The sequence below is a fragment of the Streptomyces sp. NPDC048623 genome, assembly GCF_040650755.1.
Classification (GTDB): domain Bacteria; phylum Actinomycetota; class Actinomycetes; order Streptomycetales; family Streptomycetaceae; genus Streptomyces.
Genome location: NZ_JBEZHV010000016.1, coordinates 12,517 through 31,340, shown reverse-complemented (window position 1 = coordinate 31,340; position 18,824 = coordinate 12,517). Strand labels below are relative to the sequence as shown.

Here is an 18,824-nt window from a genome sequence, read left to right as displayed (position 1 = left end):
GACGGGGACGGGTACGGGGAGGGGTACTGCGGGGAACGGGTACGGGGACCGGCGCGGCGCACCCGGGGACGGGCGCGCCCCGCCGTGCCGGCGACACGCGGCCCGCCTCAAGGCGGCCGGGCCGCGGTTCACCGACGCTGTCAGGCCGCGCCTCAGCGGCGGCGCCGCGTACGCCTCACCTTCAGCTCCTCGAAGCGCGGCACGTCCCCGTCGAGGATCCGCCGCCACGCCCGGGCGAACAGCTCCGCGGCCGGTTCGGTCGGCACCAGCGCGCCCAGGACCGGCTGGTTGCCCGCGCCCACCCCGTACATCGGCAGCTTCCACTGCTCGACCGGCAGGACGGGCGACGACTGCTCGGCCCAGGCACCGGGCAGGAACAGCGAGCGCCCGGCCCGGGCCCGTACGGCCGACACCACCAGGTCGGTCCCGGCGAGTTCGGCCCGCGCCGCCTTGAGGCGGGCCGGCTTCCATCCCGTCCACCGCGCCGTGTTGCGGTCCGTCGGATCGGGCATGGCGAGCAGCATCAGATACAGCGTCGCCGCATCGGCGCCCAGGCCGCGGGCTTCGGCGACCTCGGCCACCAGCTCCGGCACCGAACGCGAAGGATCCTGCGGCCACCACAAGCCCTCGCCGTCCGTCTCGCCGGCCGCGGGCGCCCCCGGGGCGGCGAGGAGCCGTGCGAACGCCGGGTCGTGCGCGCGCTTCAGGGCCGTCTCGACCGCGGTCGGCTGCTGATCGGGGCCGCGCAGCGCCACCAGATACGGGTCGGACCCGGTGGAGTCGAGCAGGGCGGTCCGCACGGCCGGCCGCGGCTGACCGTCCTGCGTGGCCATGAGCACCGCGCCGTACCGCTCGTGGTCCGGTGCCGTCTCCGTCGGAGCGCCGGCCACCTTCCGGAAGTCCGCGAGGCTCGTGTAGTGGCCCACGGAGAGCAGCAGTTCCGGCGCCGCCAGCCGCTGCCGTACGGCGGACAGGGCACCGGGCAGCGCAGCCCGTACCGGATCGCCGGCGGGCAGCCGGTGGGCCAGCCAGGCCGTCAGGCTCATCGAACCGGCCAGCACCTCCGAGGTGAAAGGCGCCTCGGCGGGCGCCACGAGCTCCGGGTGGTCGCCCTCGATGCGCCACGCCACGTCGACGCCGAGTTCCTTCGACCCCGCCGGGTCGAGCAGCGCCGGGAGCGCCCGGTGCAGGGGCCAGCCGCTGCGCGCGGCCCGCGCGGCCTCCGCCGCCAGCCAGTCGGGCACCTGCCGGCGCCGTCCCACCTTCTCGTTCCACACGGCGGCCGCCGCCGCGACATCCGGGCCCTCCGTCCACAGCCGTGCCGGGTCCTCCGGCAGCAGCGCCGCGAGCAGCGCCCGGCGCACCTCGACCGTGAGCGTGCGCAGCTCGTCGCGCGCGTGCCTCGCCTCCGCCACCTTCAGGCCGAGCGCCTTGCGCAGCTCGGCCGGCAGGAAGTTGTTCTGCCAGCCGTCCACGCCGGGCATGCCCACCAGAACGATCCTGGCCAGCGCCCCGGACACGCCGGTGAGGCGGCTGAACTCCTCGGCGGCCTCCGGCACGAAGGGCACCTCCGCACGCGACCGCGCCTCCCGCAGGAAGCCGCTCAGCCAGTCGGACCCGCGCACCCGGTCGCCCACCGGCGAGTCACCCCGCACGGTGTAAGGGCCGGGCACCTCGAAACGGCCGCTCGGATCGTGGAACAGCGCCCCGAACTCCCACCCGTCGGCGACGCCGGAGGTGTGCTCGGTGATGCCGAGCGCCGCACCGCCGCCCAGGGGCAGCACACTGCGGTGCCACTGGTTGCGCCCCTGCCCGTCCGGCGTGTGCAGATGGGGCGTCGCCAGATGGACCAGGACCCGCCGCCAGCGACCGGCCGAAGCCGCGGTCGAGGCCAGCCCCAGCGAGTCGACCTGGCCGAGCACATCGAGCAGGGCCGCCCGGTGCTTCGGGTCGGAGCCCGGCGCGACGGCCCGGTAGGCGATCGCGGCCGGCTCGTCGAGGAGCGGGACGAACGGCAGGCGCGTGTACGGCAGCGACGGCAGGTCGAAATGCAGCCGGCCCGGCAGCGCCTCGGCGGAGGCGTCCGCACGTACGGACGCCAGCGCCTCCAGATAACGGTGGGTCACATCGCCGTCCCTGCCGTAGTGGTAGTAGCCGCTGTCGAGGATGCCGTTCAGCGCCTCGCCGAGCAGCTCGTCGCTCGGGCCCTGGACCCGGAGCTCCGCGGGCCCGGCGACCGGGTCGAGCCGGGCGGCCACCTCGTCCAGCGCCTTCTGCTGCCGCACCGCGAAGCGCAGCACCTTCACCACACCGGCGATCAGCTCGGGCGCCGAGACCTGCGGCAGCGCGGCGCGCACCAGCTCCGGCACGTCCGCCCCCCGCTCCGCCAGCGCGGCCGCCTTCAGCAGGACGCCGGCCGACTCCGCGTCGGCACCCCGCAGCGCGGCCGACCCCTGCGGATCACGCGCGCGCAGCATGTGCAGATACGCAAGCGGCGGCAGGGGCTGGGCCGCGGTCCCGTACAGCTCGTTGCGGTGGTCGCACTGAGCCGTCGTCGTGACCACGCCCTCGGGATCGCGGAGCGCCACCTCACGCCACTGCCGGGCCAGGGCCCGCGGCCGGTCGTCGCCGGGGAAGGCCAGCGCGCCGACCGGCCGGTCGGCGCCCTTGGGAAGGACGACGACCCGTCCGGCGGTGTCCTCGCCGTGGTGGCTCCCGTCCGGCAGCCGTACGACACGCCAGCCGAGGAGCCCGTCCGCGGACGTCCCCTGGACCGAACCCGCCACCGCCGGCGCGGGCAGCAGCCGACACGAGCTCGCCACCAACTCGGCCCCGGGGGCGTGCCCCAGCAGCGCGTCGGCGAGGAATCCGGGCTGTGAGCGCCGGCCGTAGGCACCCCCTGCGGGGTCGTACTCCAGCCAGCCGCCCTTGTCCGCTCCGTCGGCGTTCTGCCACACCCAGTACGAGGTGCCGTCGGACAACAGCTCGCGCTCCCCGGGCAGCTTCGTGTCGCCGCCGTGCAGGACCCCGCCGCCGGTGGTGCGGCCGCCGCCGGGCAGCTGCAGGCTGGGGTTCTCCGAACGCATGCTCCAGTGGTCGGAGCCGACGAGGTCGAACACCGCGTCGGGAGCGGTGTGCCAGTAGCCGCGCGGCTCACGCCCGTTGTACGTCCTCCAGAACACCAGGAGCGCGCCGTCCACGTAATGGAAGCCCCTCCGCCACACGTGCGTGGTGGGCATCCGCAGATCGTGCACGAGGACGGTGGAGTCGGCGTCGATCACCCGCGCCTGCGTCGCATTGGCCACGATCAGGTACGGCCAGGCCTCGACGACGGTCAGACCCTCGGTGCCGTGGTGCCCGGGCACCAGCTCCGCCAGCGCCTCCTCCCAGGCCGGCCAGCGCAGCTCCTCCCACAGGCCGCCGCGCAGCGTGCGGGCCACGGCCTCGCCCAGATCGGCACCGGCCGCGGCCGCGACCTCCTGCGGCGCGAGCGCGAGCGCCTCGGAGGGCAGCCACGAAAGACGCTGGATCGCGGACGGCAGTCCGGGCAGCCCGGCCGCCACCGAAGAGGCGGCGACCTCCCGCATCCACTCGGTGAGCATCGGGCGCCCGCCGGGCGAGGCGGCGAGCCGCTGCATCACATCCGTACCGGAACCCGCGTCGTGGTAGCCGTTCGCCCCGCGGCGGAAGGCGGGCCGGAAGCGCGGATCGGCCGCCAGCGCGACCAGGTCCCGCCGCTCCTCGCCACGCGCCCAGTCCGACAGGTTCATGGCGTTGCCACGCCGGTGGTGCTGGGCGGACTTCCCCTCGGGATCGGCGACCGCGACCTCGAGCGACAGCAGGAGGTCGAGCAGGTTCACGTCCTCGACGCCGATCCGCAGGAACCGCTCGCCCTCGGGCCGCGCCGCCAGATCGGCACGCAGCCGGCCGGCCGCCCGCTCCACCAGCCCCAGCAGCGCGGGCGGCGTCGGGCGCGGCCCCCAACCGCGGTGCCGGGCGCCGTGGAAGCGCTCCAGCCAGCCCGCCGCGCCGTCGGAGCACTGCTCCTCCTGCGGCAGGCCGGTGTCCGTGAGACCGGCGTCCGCTCCCGAATCCGCCAGGATCCCCAGCCACAGCTCGGTCATCTCCCCGCTGTCCCCCGGCGGGTTCATCGAAAGCAGCGTGCCCCGCACCGACGGAACGCGCCGGGCCAGCGCGACCAGCGCGCCGCGGTGCGACTTCCACCAGCCGGCGGCGGCCCGCAGCGTGGCCGGCAGCGGCAGGAGCTCGGCCAGGTAGTCCTGCTCCGCCTCGTTGCCGGACAGGGACGCGGCACGGGCCAGCCGCTTCAGCTCCGCCGCGGCCTGGGCGGAGGGCGCCAGGCCGCCGGCGGTCCGGCGCACGCACAGGCGCCGGAACCGCTCGTACGCCTCGACCGGCGCCAGCCGGGCCGACAGATCCTTGCCGTAACCCGTCAGCACCTTCACCGGCAGCGCACCGGCCAGGGCGAACTCCAGGAACACGGCGTCGAGCCGGTCCTCGTCGACCGTCAGCCCGTGCTGCGCCTCGCTCGTACGGGCGCGGCCGAACAACTGGCCCGCGTACGTGGCGTTCTCGACGCCGAGGAAGACCCGCGCGGCCTGCTCGTAGAAGACCGGGAGGAAGTGCGGTACGGCCGAGGCGAGCCGCCCGGCCAGCTCGAGGCAGGCGTCGAGCGCGGCCTTGGGCTTGGTTTTGGCCTGCCGGGCCAGCCGGTCCAGCTCCGGCACGACCGCCAGGGCGTGGTGCCCGTCCTCCGGGTGGTGCACGAGCACCCACTCGGGGAAGCCGAGCTCCTGGCGCCGGCCGAGACCGACCACGGCCGGCTCGCCGTGCGGTTCGAGCCCGAGGAAGCCGGCGGCGAGGTCCTCGGCGGGGCCGAGTTCGGCCGCGGCGAGCCGTACGACGACCCGGTCCTCACCGAGCACCGCGTGGCGGTAGGCCCGCGCGGTCAGCTCGACCGCCGAAGGGCCGGCTCCCTGTGTGCCGGCCGGGAGCACCGCCCCCGCCGCCAGCAGCTCCTTGTTGTCGTTCACGCCCTTGTCGCCGCTCACACCCGTGCCGGTCACGCGTCCCCACCCTCTTCGATCGTGCGGCCGGCGTACAGCGCAGCGGCCATGCGCATCCCCTCGGACCAGGCCACCGGCCCGACCTCGCCCAGCCGCACCGCGCGGCCGTCCTCGTCGTGCCAGCTCAGCCCGCCGGTCTCCGACTCCCCGTCCCAGTACGGCTCGCCGATCCACACCGACGCCTCCGTGCTGCGGCCCCCGTCGCGCACCTTGCATGTGGCGTAGCCGCCGGACACCCGGTAGCCGAGGCTCGTGGCGCGCGCCGCCAGACCGAACCGCGAGGCGAACTTCCCGCCCGCGTAGTCCCGTACCTCCGTCGCCGACTCCGGACGCGCGGCCTTCGCGCCGTCCGACCCCTCCGAGCCGTCCGTCTTCGACCAGGTGGCCCGGTGGATCTGCTCGACCTTCTGCGTGATGCCGAGGTCGGCCGCGAAGTCCCGCACGTCGTCCAGGTCGGGAAGAAGCACGGGGTGAGGGAGCGTCACCGTGCGCGGCGAAAGCCGTACGGTCTCGCCGTCCAGGTCGACCACCTTGAGCTCCCCGTCGGCGGTGACGTCCCGCAGGAAACCGACCTCGTCCGGGTCGTCGCCCACCACGGCCATGTCCCGCAGCGCCGCCTGCCACGCCTCGTCCGGCCACACCCGCGCGATCAGCTCGGTCGGAACCGGGAGCGACGACACCATCCAGGCATCCACCTGCGCCACGCACGAGGCCGCGTGCCGGTCCAGCCACTCGGCGAGCCGCCGCAGCCGGTCGACCTCGGTACTGTCGCGCAACGCCTTCGGCAGCGTCTTCAACTGCCGCCCCCCGACGCGCCGTGCGACCACACGCCCGTCCTCGAGGGTGATCTCGTACCCCTCACCCGCTGCCAGCCACGCCATCAGCCGTGCCCCTCCGCCTGTCCGTCAGATGTCCGTCGGATGTCCTCAGCGCAGCCCGAACGAGGGGCGCGAAGCCCCTGAACTGCGACATGTGGGGAGACTAACGAGGGCCACTGACAACGCCCTCCGGCCGGGGGGTGCCTGGCACGGAGTCAGGTGCGGAGCAGGTGCGGAGCCAGGCCGGAGCCAGGTGCGGAGCGAGATGCGGAACGGGCACCGAGCCAGGCGCGCGGAGTCCCACACCTACGGCCTCCGACCGCTCTCGGCACGGCGCCGGTCGGCGCCGGCCGCGGCCGCCTACTTGCCGCGCCGTACGCGGGCGGCCTTGCGGGCCTCGGCCGTGCGCCGTGCCTCGGCGGACTTGCGGGACTCGTTCTTGGCACGGCCCGCCTTGCCCGGGACGGTGCCGATGCCGCGGAAGGCCGCGCCGCGCCGCCCGTCGCGGTCCGCTGCGGCGGGCGTGCCGCCTGCGGGGGCGACGGCGGGGGCGACGGCGGGCGCCTTGGCTCCGGTGATGCGGCGCAGCTCGGCGTCACCGGGGCCGACCTTGGTGATCCGGGGCCTGATGCCCGCCTCCGCGAGGACACGAGCCAGGTCGCGGCGCTGGTCGGGCAGGGCCAGGGTGACGACGCTTCCGGAGGCCCCGGCCCGGGCCGTACGGCCGCCGCGGTGGAGGTAGTCCTTGGAGTCGGTGGGCGGGTCGACGTTGACGACGAGGTCGAGGTCGTCGACGTGGATGCCGCGGGCGGCGACGTTCGTCGCCACCAGGACGGTGACCGCCCCGGTCCTGAACCGCTCCAGGGTGTCGGTGCGCTGCGGCTGCGACTTGCCGCTGTGCAGCGCGGCGGCCCGCACCCCGCTGCCGACGAGCTGCCGGGTGAACCGGTCGACGGCGGCCTTCGTGTCCAGGAACATGATCACGCGCCCGTCGCGCGCGGCGATCTCCGCGGCGGTGGCGAACTTGTCGGCACCATGGACGTGGAGGACGTGGTGCTCGACCGTGGAGTCGCCGTCCCCTTCCCCTGCGAGGTCGGCCGCGTGGATCACCGGGTCCTTCAGGTACCGGCGGACCAGGAGCTCGACGTCCCGGTCCAGCGTGGCCGAGAACAGCATCCGCTGCCCACCGGGCCGCACCAGGTCGAGCAGTTCGGTCACCTGGGGCAGGAAGCCCATGTCGGCCATCTGGTCGGCCTCGTCGAGGACCGTGATCTCCACCTGGTCGAGCCGGCAGTCCCTGCGCGCGACGAGGTCCTTGAGCCGCCCCGGGGTGGCGACGAGCACCTCGGCCCCGGCCCGCAGCTCGGCCGCCTGCCGCCCCGACTGCAGCCCGCCCACGACGGTGGCGAGGCGCAGCCCCAGGACCTGCGCGTACGGCGCGAGCGCCTCGGCCACCTGCTGGGCCAGCTCGCGCGTCGGTACGAGCACCAGCGCGAGCGGCTTCTTCGCGTCGGCGCGCCGGCCGGCCGTACGGACGAGGAGCGCGAGCCCGAATGCGAGCGTCTTGCCCGACCCGGTACGCCCCCGGCCGAGGACGTCACGGCCCGCGAGGGCACTGGGCAGGGCGGCCGACTGGATCGGGAACGGCGCGGTGACCCCCTGGTCGCCCAGCGTCGCCAGAACCGCCTCGGGCAGCCCCATCGCGTCGAAACGCTCCACGGCCGGGAGCGGCGGGGTGCTGGTGAGCTCCGTGAGGCCGGCGAGGCCTGTGAGGTCTCCCGTACGGTCCGAGCGGTTCATGGATGCCATGCCTTCTTCTCTGGGGTGCCCGTCAAGGAAAACACGGCGGGGAGGGACCGGCCGAATCCTCCGGGTGATCGAACCCCGGGGCGGACCGTGCGCACTCGCACACAGGCACACCCCTAACCTGGTGCCCGCCATGTGGCGGGCTTCGAACGATGCGAGCAGTGCGAGCAGTGCGAGCAGTGCGAACGATGCCGTCGGCGCGAACAGTGTGAACAGTGCGAGCAGTGCGACGAACGGGGTGTGACAGGTGACGGCGGCGAACGGCTCGGATCTGGTCGGCGAGGTTCTGGGCGGGCGGTACCGCGTGACCGCGACGATCGGCCGCGGCGGCATGGGTGTGGTCGCCCGGGCGACGGACGAGTTGCTGCACCGCGAGGTCGCCGTCAAGGTCCTGCGGGCCTACACCGACGCCTCCCCGGCCGAACTGGCCGGTCTGCGGACCCGGATGCAGCGGGAGGCACAGGCCGCCGCCCGTGTCCGGCACCCGGGAGTGGTCACCGTGCACGACGTGGTCGAGGAGCGGGGGCTGCCCGTCATCGTCATGGAGCTGGTCGACGGGCCCTCCCTCGACGACGTGCTGACGCGGCGCGGCTCACTCGACCCGCGCGAGGTGGCCGCGATCGGCGCCCAGCTGATGGACGCGCTCGACGCGGCACACCGGGCCGGGGTCCTCCACCGCGACGTCAAGCCCGGCAACGTACTCCTGGAACACGGCGGCCGCGTCGTGCTCACCGACTTCGGCATCGCCAGCATGGACACCCCCGGCGACGAGGCCCTGGCCAAACTGACCCAGAGCGGCCAGATCGTCGGATCCCTCGACTATCTGCCGCCGGAGCGCGCACAGGGCCAGGTACCGGGTGCCCCGTCGGACATCTGGGCGCTCGGCATGACGCTGTACGCGGCCGTGGAGGGCGCCTCGGCCTTCCGCCGTACGTCGGTGTGGGAGACGCTGGCGGCGATCGTCGGCGAACCCCTGCCGGAACCCCGCCGGGCCGGGCCGCTCACCCCGGTCCTGCGGGCGCTGATGGCCAAGGATCCGCTGCAGCGGCCCGACGCCGCACAGGCGCGCGAGATGCTGGAGGCGGTGGCCGGGGGCAGGCGGACGGACCTCCCGGCGGCACCGGCTCCCCAGCCGGTCGCTTCGCAGCCCCTCACTCAGCCGGGCTTCGGTCCGGCCGTCGCCGCACCGTTCGCGCAGCCCGTCCCCGGTACGTACGCCGCTCCGCCGCCGGCAGCCATGGCGCAGCCGGGCATGACGCATCCGCGCATGGCGCAGACAGCCGTGGCACCGCCGGGTGTGGTGCCGGACCGCGCGCGCCGCCGTACCCGCACCATCGTCGCGGTGGCGGCTGCCACCGTCCTCACCTGCGGCGGAGTCGTCTACGCCCTGACGGGCATGCGAGGCCCCGAGGACGGGGGAGGGGCGGCCACGGCGCCGCTTCCCGCGTCGAGCACCCCCGCCGACGGGGACATGTCCGGTGCGGGCGGTACGACCGACGGCCCGACCTCCCCGGGCGACCTGACGTCCCTCGGCCCCGGCGAGACGGCTTCCGGCACCCCGTCGAAGAAGGCCGAGGACCGGGACACCGGCCCCACCCCGTCGCCGAGCGGCGGGGACGACAAGCCGGCCGGGAGCCCGACAGCCTCCCCGAGGACGACGCCCAGCTCCACGGCGCAGGAGCCCGTTCCGGTGTCGACGGCGTGCACCGGCTGGGCCCACTCGAACCGCAGCAGCGGCACAGGCCATGCCTCCCAGAACACGCACCTCTACACCGGTCCGTACGCGGACTGCTCCTATGTGACCGCGCTCAAGTCGGGGACGAAGCTCTCCTACGACTGCTACGTCACCAATGCCCACGCCAACAAGTGGATCTACGCCCGCATCCCCGGCACGGACACTGTGGGCTGGGTGTTCGGCGACAAGTCGACCGTGGACAGCGGCACGCTCGCCCGCTGTTGACGCGGCGCGGCGCCGACGCCGGTCTGCTTGCCGGGCCGTGGGGGTGGGTGGTGGCGACGCGGAGGAGCCGCTGGGCCTGGAAGACGTGGGGGGATGGCGGTGGCGGTCGCCTCGAACGCGCTGACCGTGTCGGGGGTGGGGGTCCTCCCGGCGCAGGGTCGCGAAACGAGGTCGTGGCGAGCTCTCCGACCCTGCTCACCGCACTGACCGTCGCCGGAGCCGGGCCGGTCACCTCCGCCCGCCCGTCCCGTTCCGCCACCGAGGTGGATGCTGTGCCGTGGTGATCGCCGTGCGATCACCCGTAGAGCGTGCGGCCTCCCGGGCTGTTGCTCATGAAGCGCTGGCCCATGGCGATCTCCTCACCGACCACCGACCAGACGGTCTCGTCGTTCTGGAAGGGGAGCGGGTCAATGCTGCTGATCTCCCGGCGGATTCGCTCGACCTCGCGCTCCAGGCGCTCGAAGCCGGCTTCCTCGTCTTCGTCTCCGCCGCCGTCTCCGTCACCGTCGTCGAAGGTGAACTCCTCGAGCAGGCGCTGGAACCCGAGGGTCACCTGGACGAGGGACGAGACGTCCGTGTGGAGTTCCTGTACGGTCTCCTCGTCGGCGTCGAAGGCGTACACCTTGCCGGATCCTGGGTCCAGCGCGAGGTGGGCGTTGAGCAGCCAGCCGATGACGGGCCATGCGCCCGCGCCCTCCGGGGCGTCCTCGAAGTCCTCGGTGTCGACGACGTCCTGGACGAGGGGCAGCCCATCGGAGTCCCCGGCGGCCTCACACAGCCAGAGCGTCCCGGTGGGTACGCCGACGGTCCGCAGAAGGCGGGCGCCCTCGGTGTCCGCGGCGGAGGCCGGGAAGGCCGTGGCAGGCAGGGTCGCGAGCCGGTCCTCGCCGAAGATGTCGGCGAGTTCGCTGCGGGTGACATCGAAAAGCACTGCTGGAACTCCGAATTCGGCGTCGTGCGGGCGCTGTGGGACTCACGCGGAGGGACGCGGTCACGATACGGCAGGCCGTCACCACCGGACCGTCGAAGGCACCGGAGCCCGCCCTGTCGGCTTCCGCCGACTCCACCGATGCTACGAGCGTAAAGCCACCCACGCTCCGTCCGGCCGGCTGCGCCGTCTCAGGCAGCGCTCCGGCCGCCAAGTCCCCGGCCGCTACGCAGTCCTGACCAGCCCGCCAGCCTCACCCGCATCACCGACCCCACCCAGCTCTCACCACCCCCGCGGTGTGCCGCGCTCGGCGTGGGGGAGTGGTGCGCAGCGTGAACCATCCGGAGGCGGGACTGGCGTGAACTCCCTTTCTTCACAGCTTATTTCACCTCTTGACGCAAGGTGGTCCAGACCTTTAGTTTCACGTCGCGCGACAGCCCCGTTCTCCCCCATCCGCAGCCGACCCCTCGGCTGACGGCGAACCCCGAGGAGCGTGCCCTCCCCATGCGCAGAAGTCGTCTCTCCGGACGGGCCCTGGCCCTGACGGCGCTCACTGCCGTCCTGTCCGCCCTCTTCACCACGGCGCCGGCCGGAGCCGCCGAGGGGTCCATCACCGGACTCGCCGGCAAGTGCATCGACGTCGCGGCGGCGAACAGTGCCAACGGCACCGCCGTCCAGCTCTACTCCTGCAACGGGACCAACGCCCAGCGGTGGTCGAACCCCGGCGACGGAACGCTCCGCGCCCTCGGCAAGTGCCTCGACATCGTCGACCGCGCCACCGGCGACGGCGCCTCCATCCAGCTGTGGGACTGCAGCGGTGGCGCGAACCAGCAATGGGTGGTCACCGCCGCGCACGACATCGTCAACCCGGCCGCGAACAAATGCCTGGACGCTGTATCGCGCCTGGGGGAGGGATGCGGGGTGGAAAATTGCTTTGTGCAGGCTGGCGTTGGTGTCTTAGCTTGGAGGTCGCCGGGTGGAGCAGGTCGGTAGCTCGCTGGGCTCATAACCCAGAGGTCGCGGGTTCGAATCCCGCCTCGGCCACGAAGGAGAGCGGGCCCGTCGCACACGATGCGGCGGGCCCGCTTTCTGTGCTCGGGCTGCCTGTTCCTGCCAACACGCGGCGGGCCGCGGTGGGCTTGTTGTGGGGCTGGGCTGCCGTAGCAGGGCCTCGAGGGGATGAGGGTGACCGGGTCCTGGCAGGATGCGCGAGTGCAGATCTTGAAGATGGCGGGCTGCGTTGGCCTGTTGGCTGCGCTCGTGGGCTGCGGTGGCGCCAGTGATGGTGTTGCGCCCCCAGGCCACGCGCAGAACATGGAGGCGACGGCTTCGATGGACCCGAGTTCGATCACTGTTCTGGTGACCTTTGTCGGCGGACCGGCCGACGGTCGGACCGAGCACCTGCCGCTGCCCGAGGTGGCGGGCAAGGTCACGATCGATGGCGTGACCTACCGGGGAAACCCCGGTCCGCCGCCGGAGGTGAAGGACACTCCGGAGGGCCTGGCCCAGGTGATGCGGCCAGTCTGAGGAGAGTTGCATGCCGTGGTCGGAGACATCCGCTGCTCTCGCACAGTGAAGGCTGAGCATTCTCACCGAAGGTTGAGTCGCCTTCCATGGGAGGCCGAGGCGATAGCGGCCTTGGGCATGGGACCGCGCTGGGCTGTCAGAAAGGGAGTGTCGGCACGGCGCGGATACGGTGCTCTGCGGCATTCAGCGAGGATCTGCAGCACGAAGCCGGTGCCATCTGATCCTGGACGGTCACGCACGGCTCGCCGCGGCGATCACCGAGTCCGTCGAGCCTCCGCTGCTGCAATTGCACCGCACGGTGCCGTGCGATGACCTGGCCGTGCGCGTCAACGAGGCTGTGGGCTTCTACGAGGGCGAACCGGCACGCTTCGCCGCACTCCGCGCCGTTCACGGGCCCCACCGTCCCGAAGCGCGCTGCCACGGCCGGCCCGCAGCTCGTGCGCCTCCTCCACGACCTGAAGACCGCGGAACAGCCGACCCGGGCCTGGCCCCTGCCCGGCGGGGAGGACCAGTGGCGTCGCATCGCATGCGAGGTGACAGCCGGCCGGGTCTGGCCTCCTGTCTGACTCCTGCCGAATTGCTTCCGCTGACCGCTACGTCCGGGTGTACGGCCCATGCAGGAGCTCACTGGCGGCTCGTATGTCCATCGACCAGCGTTTCGCAGACAACGGTGACGCCCTGCTGAGGCCTTTCCTTCGCTGGTCGGAAGGCGCGGTGGTCAGCCGGGGTGATTTGGGCACACTGGGGCGATGAACTTCGGGGGGCCTGGCGAGGGCGGCTGGCACGATAACGGGGCACTCCGGGCTGCGCTGAGGCGTACGGCCGAGGGGCTCGGGCTTGGCCGCCTGCCCGAGTCGGACGGGAGGTGGGGTCGCCTCGCGGAGTACGTTGACGCGGGGGGACGCCGACGCGTGATGGTGTATCCGCCGGACGAAGAACGTCGCACGTTCCAGGTGAACTTTCAGGACAACGGCACGCGCATGGCGTGTGGGTGGACCGCAGACCTGGCCGAGGTGGTCAGGGCGACGGCGGGGTGGACGGGTGGCGCGGGGCTCGAGGAGACCAGGGCGCACGCCCCGTTCATCCAGTTCAGGCCCTGGGCCCTCGCCCATGAGCGGAAGCCGTTCGGTGTCGTCGAGTTGACGTGGCGTGCCAAGCTCGACCGCGTTCACATGCCGCCGTACGACCGGCACCCGCGCCCTCACGCGCTGCTGGCGGCGGCGTACGCCCAGCCGGTGCTCCGCCGGCTGATGCCAGGCAACAGCCACTTCAACCTCTGGTTCTCCACCAGTGTCAAGGACCCCTGGAAGACGCGGGTCGGGTACGCGATCGGCCCCTACGACGAAGGGCTGTACGGGGTGCGGAACGAAGGCAAGGTGGTCGCGCGCACCGGGACGCCGGAGGAAGCCGTCGCCCTTGTGGTGGCCTCCCTCCCTGAGGGGCTCGGGCCGGCGAGCTGAGGCAACGTGGAGGATTTCGCCTTCAGCAGGGCAGGCTGGTGATCGTGTAGATCGGCCGGTACTGGGAGACGGTCGCGGTTCGCGTGGGGGGAGTACGTACGAGACTGCTCTCGTCGACGCGGAACTCGTAGGCGGGCCGTCACGTGTGTGAAGGCGGGCGCGTCGTCGGCCTGTCCGGCCGTGAGGCAAAGTCCAGAGGCCGACAGCGGTCATCGGACGCGAGATGGATCTTCGTGGTCAGTCCGTCGTGAGACTGGCCGATGTCATGGTCGTCAGGCTCGTCGGCCGGGGCCCCCTCTTTGCGGGCGCCGGCCGCGTGCTGGTGAGCGTAGCGGCTGGGGCGAGACCTTCCCGCGCCTGCTGCCGCTGGTGGGGCGGGCGCCCGGTCCCGGCCCGCGCCGTCGTGCGGATCGCGCGGACCGGGGGCGTGCTGCTCGTCCTCATCACCCTGCACGGCGTCCTGAATAGCATCTTTGGGTTCGCCGAGCAGCCCCTGGTACTCATCGGCCGGGACCTGCCGTACCCGCAGCCCGGAGCCTGGGCGAACTGGCTGTACCTGCCCGCCACGGCCTGGGGCTTCCTCGTCCTCGCCGTCGCCGGTGACTACGCGTGGCGCACGGCCGGCCGAGACGCCAGCCGGTGAGCCGGGGCGCGGACGGTTCGTTCTCGGGGCTGCCGCTGTCGTGTTCGTCGTCGGTATGAAGCGGGAGATGCCGTGCAGCCGGCGCCGGGCGAGTTCCTCGCGGAGGCTGGGGGCAACGAGGTCCTGGGGGCTTTCCGGTTCGACTGCGACGACCGGTGCGAGCCTGGCAGGGCGGACTTTCTCCTGGGCCCGTCCCGGCCCGGGGAAACGGCACCCGTCCCGGCCCGGACAAACGGCGAAACGGCACCCCGTCCCGGCCGGGAGGAACGGCACCCGTCCCGGCCGGGAGGAACGGCGCCCGTCCCGGCGCCTCGAGTGGCATACGGCGGGTGATTGAATGCGAATGACCGGGTGCGATGCTCGCCCGTATGATCGCGGACGCGGGGTATGACGACCTGTCATGCTTTCTCGGGGGAGAGAACGATCCACGATGAAGTTCGGCGTACTGGGACCGGTGAGCGCCCACGACGGAACGGCGGCCCTGGACATCCGGGGGGCGAAGAGCCGGGCGCTGCTGGCCGCTCTCCTGCTCGCACCCAACCGCCCTGTTTCGCTCCAGCAGCTGCAGAACGCGCTGTGGGGGCAGGAGGCACCCGCGACGGCCATGGCCTCCCTGCACAACCATGCCGTCCGGCTGCGGCGGGCGCTGGGTGGTGAGGGCGGGCAGCGCCTTCATTCCGTGCCCAACGGCTACCTGCTTCAGGTGGAGCCTGGTGAGTCCGATCTCGAGGAGTTCACGGGGTTGCTGGAGTCCGCCGCCCGGGCGCGCCGCGAGGGTGACCGGGCGGCCGTCGGTGTGCACGCTGCTGCGGCGCTGGCCCTGTGGCGGGGTGAACCGCTCTGCGATCTGGCGGACAGCGGCGGCCTGGAAGCCGATGTCCACCGTCTGAGCGAGGCGCGGTTGCAGGCCGTGGACTGGTTCGTCGAAGCCGAACTCGGGCAGGGCCGCCACGTCGAGGCGGTCCCCGAGATCAGGCGCTGGATCGCCCGCTACCCGTTGCACGAGGGCCTCCACGTTCACTTGATCACTGCGCTGTGCCGCAGTGGCCGTCAGTCCGACGCGCTGGAGGCGTTCGAGGGGATCAGGACCCGGCTGGCCGACGAACTCGGCATCGGCCCCGGGCCCGCGTTGCTGGCCGTCCACCAGCAGGTGCTGACTGCTGATCCGGTGCTGTTTCGGCAGGCCGCGGGAATTCCCGCCCGGCGCGGCGCGGGTCCCTCGGCCGGGCCTGCGGCCGGGCCTGCGGCCCCCGCCCACCCCCCATGGTCCTGGTCCACCGGTGTGGAACCGACACCACGTCAGCTGCCCTTGCCCGCCCAGGATTTCACCGGTCGGGCGGCCGAGGTCAGGGCCGTCGTCGAAGCCCTCACGGCTGCGGCCGCCGGCCGCGGTGCCCCCGCTGTCGTGGCGATCTCGGGGATGGGCGGCGTCGGGAAGACCGCCCTCGCCGTGCACGCGACCCACCAGGTCGGCCACCTCTTTCCCGACGGCCAGCTCTACGCGGACCTACGGGGCTTCGGCCCGGGCCGGCCGCGCAGCGCACACGACGTCCTCGCACGATTCCTCACCGACCTCATCGGCCAAAACGAGCAGGCCGGTGGCGGCCGGCCGATCCCGCAGGACACCGACGACCGGGCCGCGCTGCTGCGGACCGTACTGGCGGCACGACGCGTCCTGCTGGTTGTCGACAACGCCCGGGACGCCGATCACCTCCTCCCGCTGCTCCCGGGCGACGGCCGATCCGCGGTCGTGGTGACCAGCCGCACCGCCCTCGCGGGCCTTCCCGGTGCCCTGCTGGTGTCCCTGGCACCTTTGGACATGGAGGAGCAGCGGGCCCTGCTCTCCGCACTGTGCGGTGCCCGTCGCCTCCACGAGGACCACGATGCGGCCCTGCGCGTCCTGGCCGCCTGCGCAGGCCTGCCGCTCGCCCTGCGGATCGTCGGCGCTCGCCTCGCGTCCCGCCCGGCCTGGTCCCTCGACACGCTGGCCCGGCTTGTCGACTCCGGCACCAGCCGCATCCGTGCCCTGTCCGCGGGCCCCCTGGACGTGCACAGGACGTTCGCGTCGAGCTATGCCGCGCTGCGCGACAGCCCCCTTGCGTCCGACCGGGAAGCCGCCCGGCTCTTCCGGCTGCTGGGTCTGTGGCCCGGGTTCGTGTTCCGGACCCAATCCGCGGCAGCCCTGATCGCCCGGCCGGTCGCACCGACCTGCGAACTGCTCGAACTGCTCGTGGACTCCCACCTCCTCGAGTCCCCGGAGCCGATGCGGTACCGCTTGCACGATCTGCTCGGCGAGTACTCCGCCGAGCGGGCGGCCGTGGAGGAACCGGCCCAGGAGAGCGAGGCCGCACGCATGCGCCTCCTGGTCTGGTACATCAAGGCGCTCGACGGCGTCGGCGTCGCCGTCGGGCTCGCCCCCCACCCGCACCTGGCGCTGGCGGAGGCACCGGCAGCGCCGCTTCCCGTGTTCGCCGACGCGTCAGCGGCACTGCGGTGGTGCACGGAGGAACTCCCGCACGTCCACGAGGCCATCCGGACGGCAGCGCACTGTTCCCGGCCGGACTACTCCTGGCAGTTGGCCATGGGGTTGGCAGGGTACGAGAACTCCCGCTGGTGGACCGGGCAGGTGCTGAGCTTGCACCGGGAGGCGCTCCGGTTCGCCGAGGAGCACGGGGACAGGCTGGGACAGGCGGTCATGCTCCGGGCCATCGGCACGTCACTCGGGCGCTCGTACCGCGGCGAGGAGGCGCTGGCTGCGCTCCTTGCAAGCCTCGCCCTGTTCGAGGAGCTCGGCGATGACGGTGTCCTGGGGTCGCTGCTGACGAACATTTCCACGGCCTACCACCAGCTCGGACGGGCCGAGACGGCGCTGTGCTATGCCCGTCGGGCCATGGAAGCGGCCCGCGCGGTCGACGATCCGCGGCCCGAGACTCTCGCCCTGTGTGCGCTGGGGGCCGCCTTGCTGGAAGCCGGTGAGTTCGCCGAGGCCGAGGGGTGCCACCGGGAGGTCCTCGGCCGGTTCCGGGCCTACGGCGATCCCACCAGTACCGCGATCACCCTCGCGAACCTCGGTGACACGCTGCGCGGACTCGGCCGGCAGGAGGAGGCACTCGCCGCACTGGCCGAGTCGTTGGCCGTCCGCCAGTCTGTCGGGGACGTGGCGGGCATCGCCGACTGCCTGGTCATCACGGGCCGCTGCCACCTCCACTTCGCCCGCTGGAGCGAGGCGGGAGAGTGCTTCGAGCGAGCCGTCGAGCTGGCGCGGGAGCACAGCATCGACGTGTCCGTCAGGGAAGGCCTCGCAGGTCTGGAGAAACTCCGCCGCCTCTGCGCCGGGCAGCGGTTCCAGGACGGGCGGGCCGCGGCCGCCCGATGAGCCGGGGCTGGCCCGCCCGACCAGCCCCGCCCGGCCAGCCCCGGCCGGGCGACCCATCGGGCGGTCACTATCCGCCGGTCACTATCCGCCGGTCACTATCCGTCGGTCACCGTCCGCCGGTGACCGCCCGATGGGCCGCGAGGCTGCCGCCGCTGTGCCCGGTCCCTCGCTGCACGCCTGTGTGATACGGCCCCGTGCGGGAAGCCGACGGCGCCGCGCCCAGGGCGAGGCGCCTGGGCGCGGGCCCTCAGGAACGCGCCGGCCTTCGGGAACGACGGGCACGTGTCCCGGGCTGACCGTGCGCCCACGACGGCGGCCCATGCCCTTCCAGCCACCGGTGCGGTGTACGGCCCGGCACGTGTCCCGTCCCCCCCCGTTTGCGCGGATCGGCGGGTCGGGGGCATCGCGCCTGATCGGATCCGGCCCGCTCGTCACCGTCGACGGGTGGAGCGCCGCGCCTGTCGGCGGGTTACAGCAGGTCGCTGCGGAACCAGCTCCACGAACCGGTGCTGTCCCAGCCCTTCACCGGGCCGCCGAAGGCGGTGCCGGTGCTGGTGAAGCTCCACAGGGCGGTGTGGTTGGTGCCGTCCGCATCCGACCCGTTGTTGTAGAGAACCCCGACGTCGGCCCTGCCGTCGCCGTTGAAGTCCCCGGCGGTCACCTTGGACGAGTCGGCGTTCCAGCTCCCGGTGGTCCGGTCGTCGTTGTCCCAGGCGTTGACGGGTCCGCCGAAGCCGGTGCCGGTGCTGGTGAAGGTCCACAGCCGGGTGTGGTTGTTGCCCTCGGCGTCGGCGCCATTGTTGTACAGGACGCCTACGTCGGCCTTGCCGTCGCCGTTGAAGTCCCCGGCGAACGGCTTGGAGCGGTCCCAGCTCCAGGAGCCGGTGGTCCGGTCGTCGTTGTCCCACATGCGCTGCGGTCCGCCGAAGCCGGTGCCGGTGCCGGTGCTGGTGAAGGTCCACAGGGCGGTGTGGTTGGTGCCGTCGGCGTCGGCGCCCTCGTTGTAGAGGATGCCGATGTCGGCCTTGCCGTCGCCGTTGAAGTCCCCGGCGGTGACCTTCGACCGGTTCCAGTTCCAGGAGCCGGTGCTCGACCACTTCTTCACCGGGTTCGCGAAGCCGCCGCCGGTGCTGGTGAAGGTCCACAGGGCGGTGTGGTTGGTGCCGTCGGCGTCGGCGCCCTCGTTGTAGAGGATGCCGATGTCGGCCTTGCCGTCGCC

General features: G+C 73.0%; 10 protein-coding genes, 1 tRNA gene and 2 pseudogenes. 7 read left to right on the top strand and 6 right to left on the bottom strand.

Features of this window, described 5'->3' with window-relative positions; translation table 11 throughout:
* Nucleotides 1-152: 152 nt before the first annotated feature.
* From AB0C73_RS22725 to AB0C73_RS22715, 3 genes are all read right to left on the bottom strand, one after another.
* Nucleotides 153-5,087, bottom strand: a complete 4,935-nt coding sequence (locus AB0C73_RS22725) for a DNA-binding protein (RefSeq protein WP_362532982.1) — start codon at nucleotides 5,085-5,087, stop codon at nucleotides 153-155.
* Nucleotides 5,084-5,968: a DUF4132 domain-containing protein gene (locus tag AB0C73_RS22720; RefSeq protein WP_362532980.1), complete on the bottom strand. Its 885-nt coding sequence runs from the start codon at nucleotides 5,966-5,968 to the stop codon at nucleotides 5,084-5,086. Before AB0C73_RS22720 ends, AB0C73_RS22725 begins: the two co-directional genes overlap by 4 nt.
* Before the next feature lie 297 nt (nucleotides 5,969-6,265).
* On the bottom strand, nucleotides 6,266-7,705 hold the full coding sequence (locus tag AB0C73_RS22715) for a DEAD/DEAH box helicase (RefSeq protein WP_362533298.1): 1,440 nt from the start codon (nucleotides 7,703-7,705) through the stop codon (nucleotides 6,266-6,268).
* A 253-nt stretch (nucleotides 7,706-7,958) separates the two neighbouring features.
* Between AB0C73_RS22715 and AB0C73_RS22710 the strand changes: the two genes are divergently transcribed.
* Entirely contained in the window at nucleotides 7,959-9,671 is a 1,713-nt protein-coding gene (locus AB0C73_RS22710; RefSeq protein WP_362532979.1) for a protein kinase, read from the top strand.
* A gap of 295 nt (nucleotides 9,672-9,966) precedes the next feature.
* Here the strand turns inward: AB0C73_RS22710 and AB0C73_RS22705 are convergent, their stop codons facing one another.
* Nucleotides 9,967-10,602 (bottom strand): SUKH-4 family immunity protein, encoded by a 636-nt coding sequence (locus AB0C73_RS22705; protein ID WP_362532977.1) that lies wholly within the window; start codon nucleotides 10,600-10,602, stop codon nucleotides 9,967-9,969.
* Nucleotides 10,603-11,103: 501 nt separating this feature from the next.
* Between AB0C73_RS22705 and AB0C73_RS22700 the strand changes: the two are divergent.
* The 4 genes and pseudogenes from AB0C73_RS22700 to AB0C73_RS22685 form a co-directional block, all read left to right on the top strand.
* A pseudogene (locus tag AB0C73_RS22700) lies at nucleotides 11,104-11,490 on the top strand (ricin-type beta-trefoil lectin domain protein); the annotation flags it as partial.
* A gap of 79 nt (nucleotides 11,491-11,569) precedes the next feature.
* Nucleotides 11,570-11,643 (top strand) — tRNA-Met (locus AB0C73_RS22695).
* A 168-nt stretch (nucleotides 11,644-11,811) separates the two neighbouring features.
* A complete protein-coding gene (locus AB0C73_RS22690) occupies nucleotides 11,812-12,126 on the top strand; it encodes a hypothetical protein (protein ID WP_362532974.1) in 315 nt (104 codons plus the stop codon).
* A gap of 914 nt (nucleotides 12,127-13,040) precedes the next feature.
* Nucleotides 13,041-13,586 (top strand): DUF6193 family natural product biosynthesis protein, encoded by a 546-nt coding sequence (locus AB0C73_RS22685; protein WP_362533295.1) that lies wholly within the window; start codon nucleotides 13,041-13,043, stop codon nucleotides 13,584-13,586.
* A gap of 155 nt (nucleotides 13,587-13,741) precedes the next feature.
* Here AB0C73_RS22685 and AB0C73_RS22680 read toward each other — a convergent pair.
* Nucleotides 13,742-13,914, bottom strand: a pseudogene (locus AB0C73_RS22680) (IS5/IS1182 family transposase); the annotation flags it as partial.
* On the opposite strand from AB0C73_RS22680, the gene AB0C73_RS22675 reads away from it, so the two are divergent.
* A complete protein-coding gene (locus tag AB0C73_RS22675) occupies nucleotides 13,903-14,229 on the top strand; it encodes a hypothetical protein (RefSeq protein ID WP_362533323.1) in 327 nt (108 codons plus the stop codon). The pseudogene AB0C73_RS22680 and the gene AB0C73_RS22675 sit on opposite strands and share 12 nt — an antisense overlap.
* 430 nt (nucleotides 14,230-14,659) lie before the next feature.
* Nucleotides 14,660-17,605 (top strand): BTAD domain-containing putative transcriptional regulator, encoded by a 2,946-nt coding sequence (locus tag AB0C73_RS22670; RefSeq protein ID WP_362532971.1) that lies wholly within the window; start codon nucleotides 14,660-14,662, stop codon nucleotides 17,603-17,605.
* Between the two features lie 469 nt (nucleotides 17,606-18,074).
* Here AB0C73_RS22670 and AB0C73_RS22665 read toward each other — a convergent pair.
* Nucleotides 18,075-18,824 (bottom strand): VCBS repeat-containing protein (locus AB0C73_RS22665; RefSeq protein ID WP_362532968.1); only part of this gene is annotated, 750 nt, incomplete at its 5' end.

Bases quoted from the DNA above. Each gene is read 5' to 3' on its own strand.
- AB0C73_RS22720 (WP_362532980.1), bottom strand. From the start codon at position 5,968: ATGGCGTGGCTGGCAGCGGGTGAGGGGTACGAGATCACCCTCGAGGAC.
- AB0C73_RS22715 (WP_362533298.1), bottom strand. From the start codon at position 7,705: ATGAACCGCTCGGACCGTACGGGAGACCTCACAGGCCTCGCCGGCCTC.
- AB0C73_RS22670 (WP_362532971.1), top strand. From the start codon at position 14,660: ATGAAGTTCGGCGTACTGGGACCGGTGAGCGCCCACGACGGAACGGCG.
- AB0C73_RS22685 (WP_362533295.1), top strand. From the start codon at position 13,041: ATGGTGTATCCGCCGGACGAAGAACGTCGCACGTTCCAGGTGAACTTT.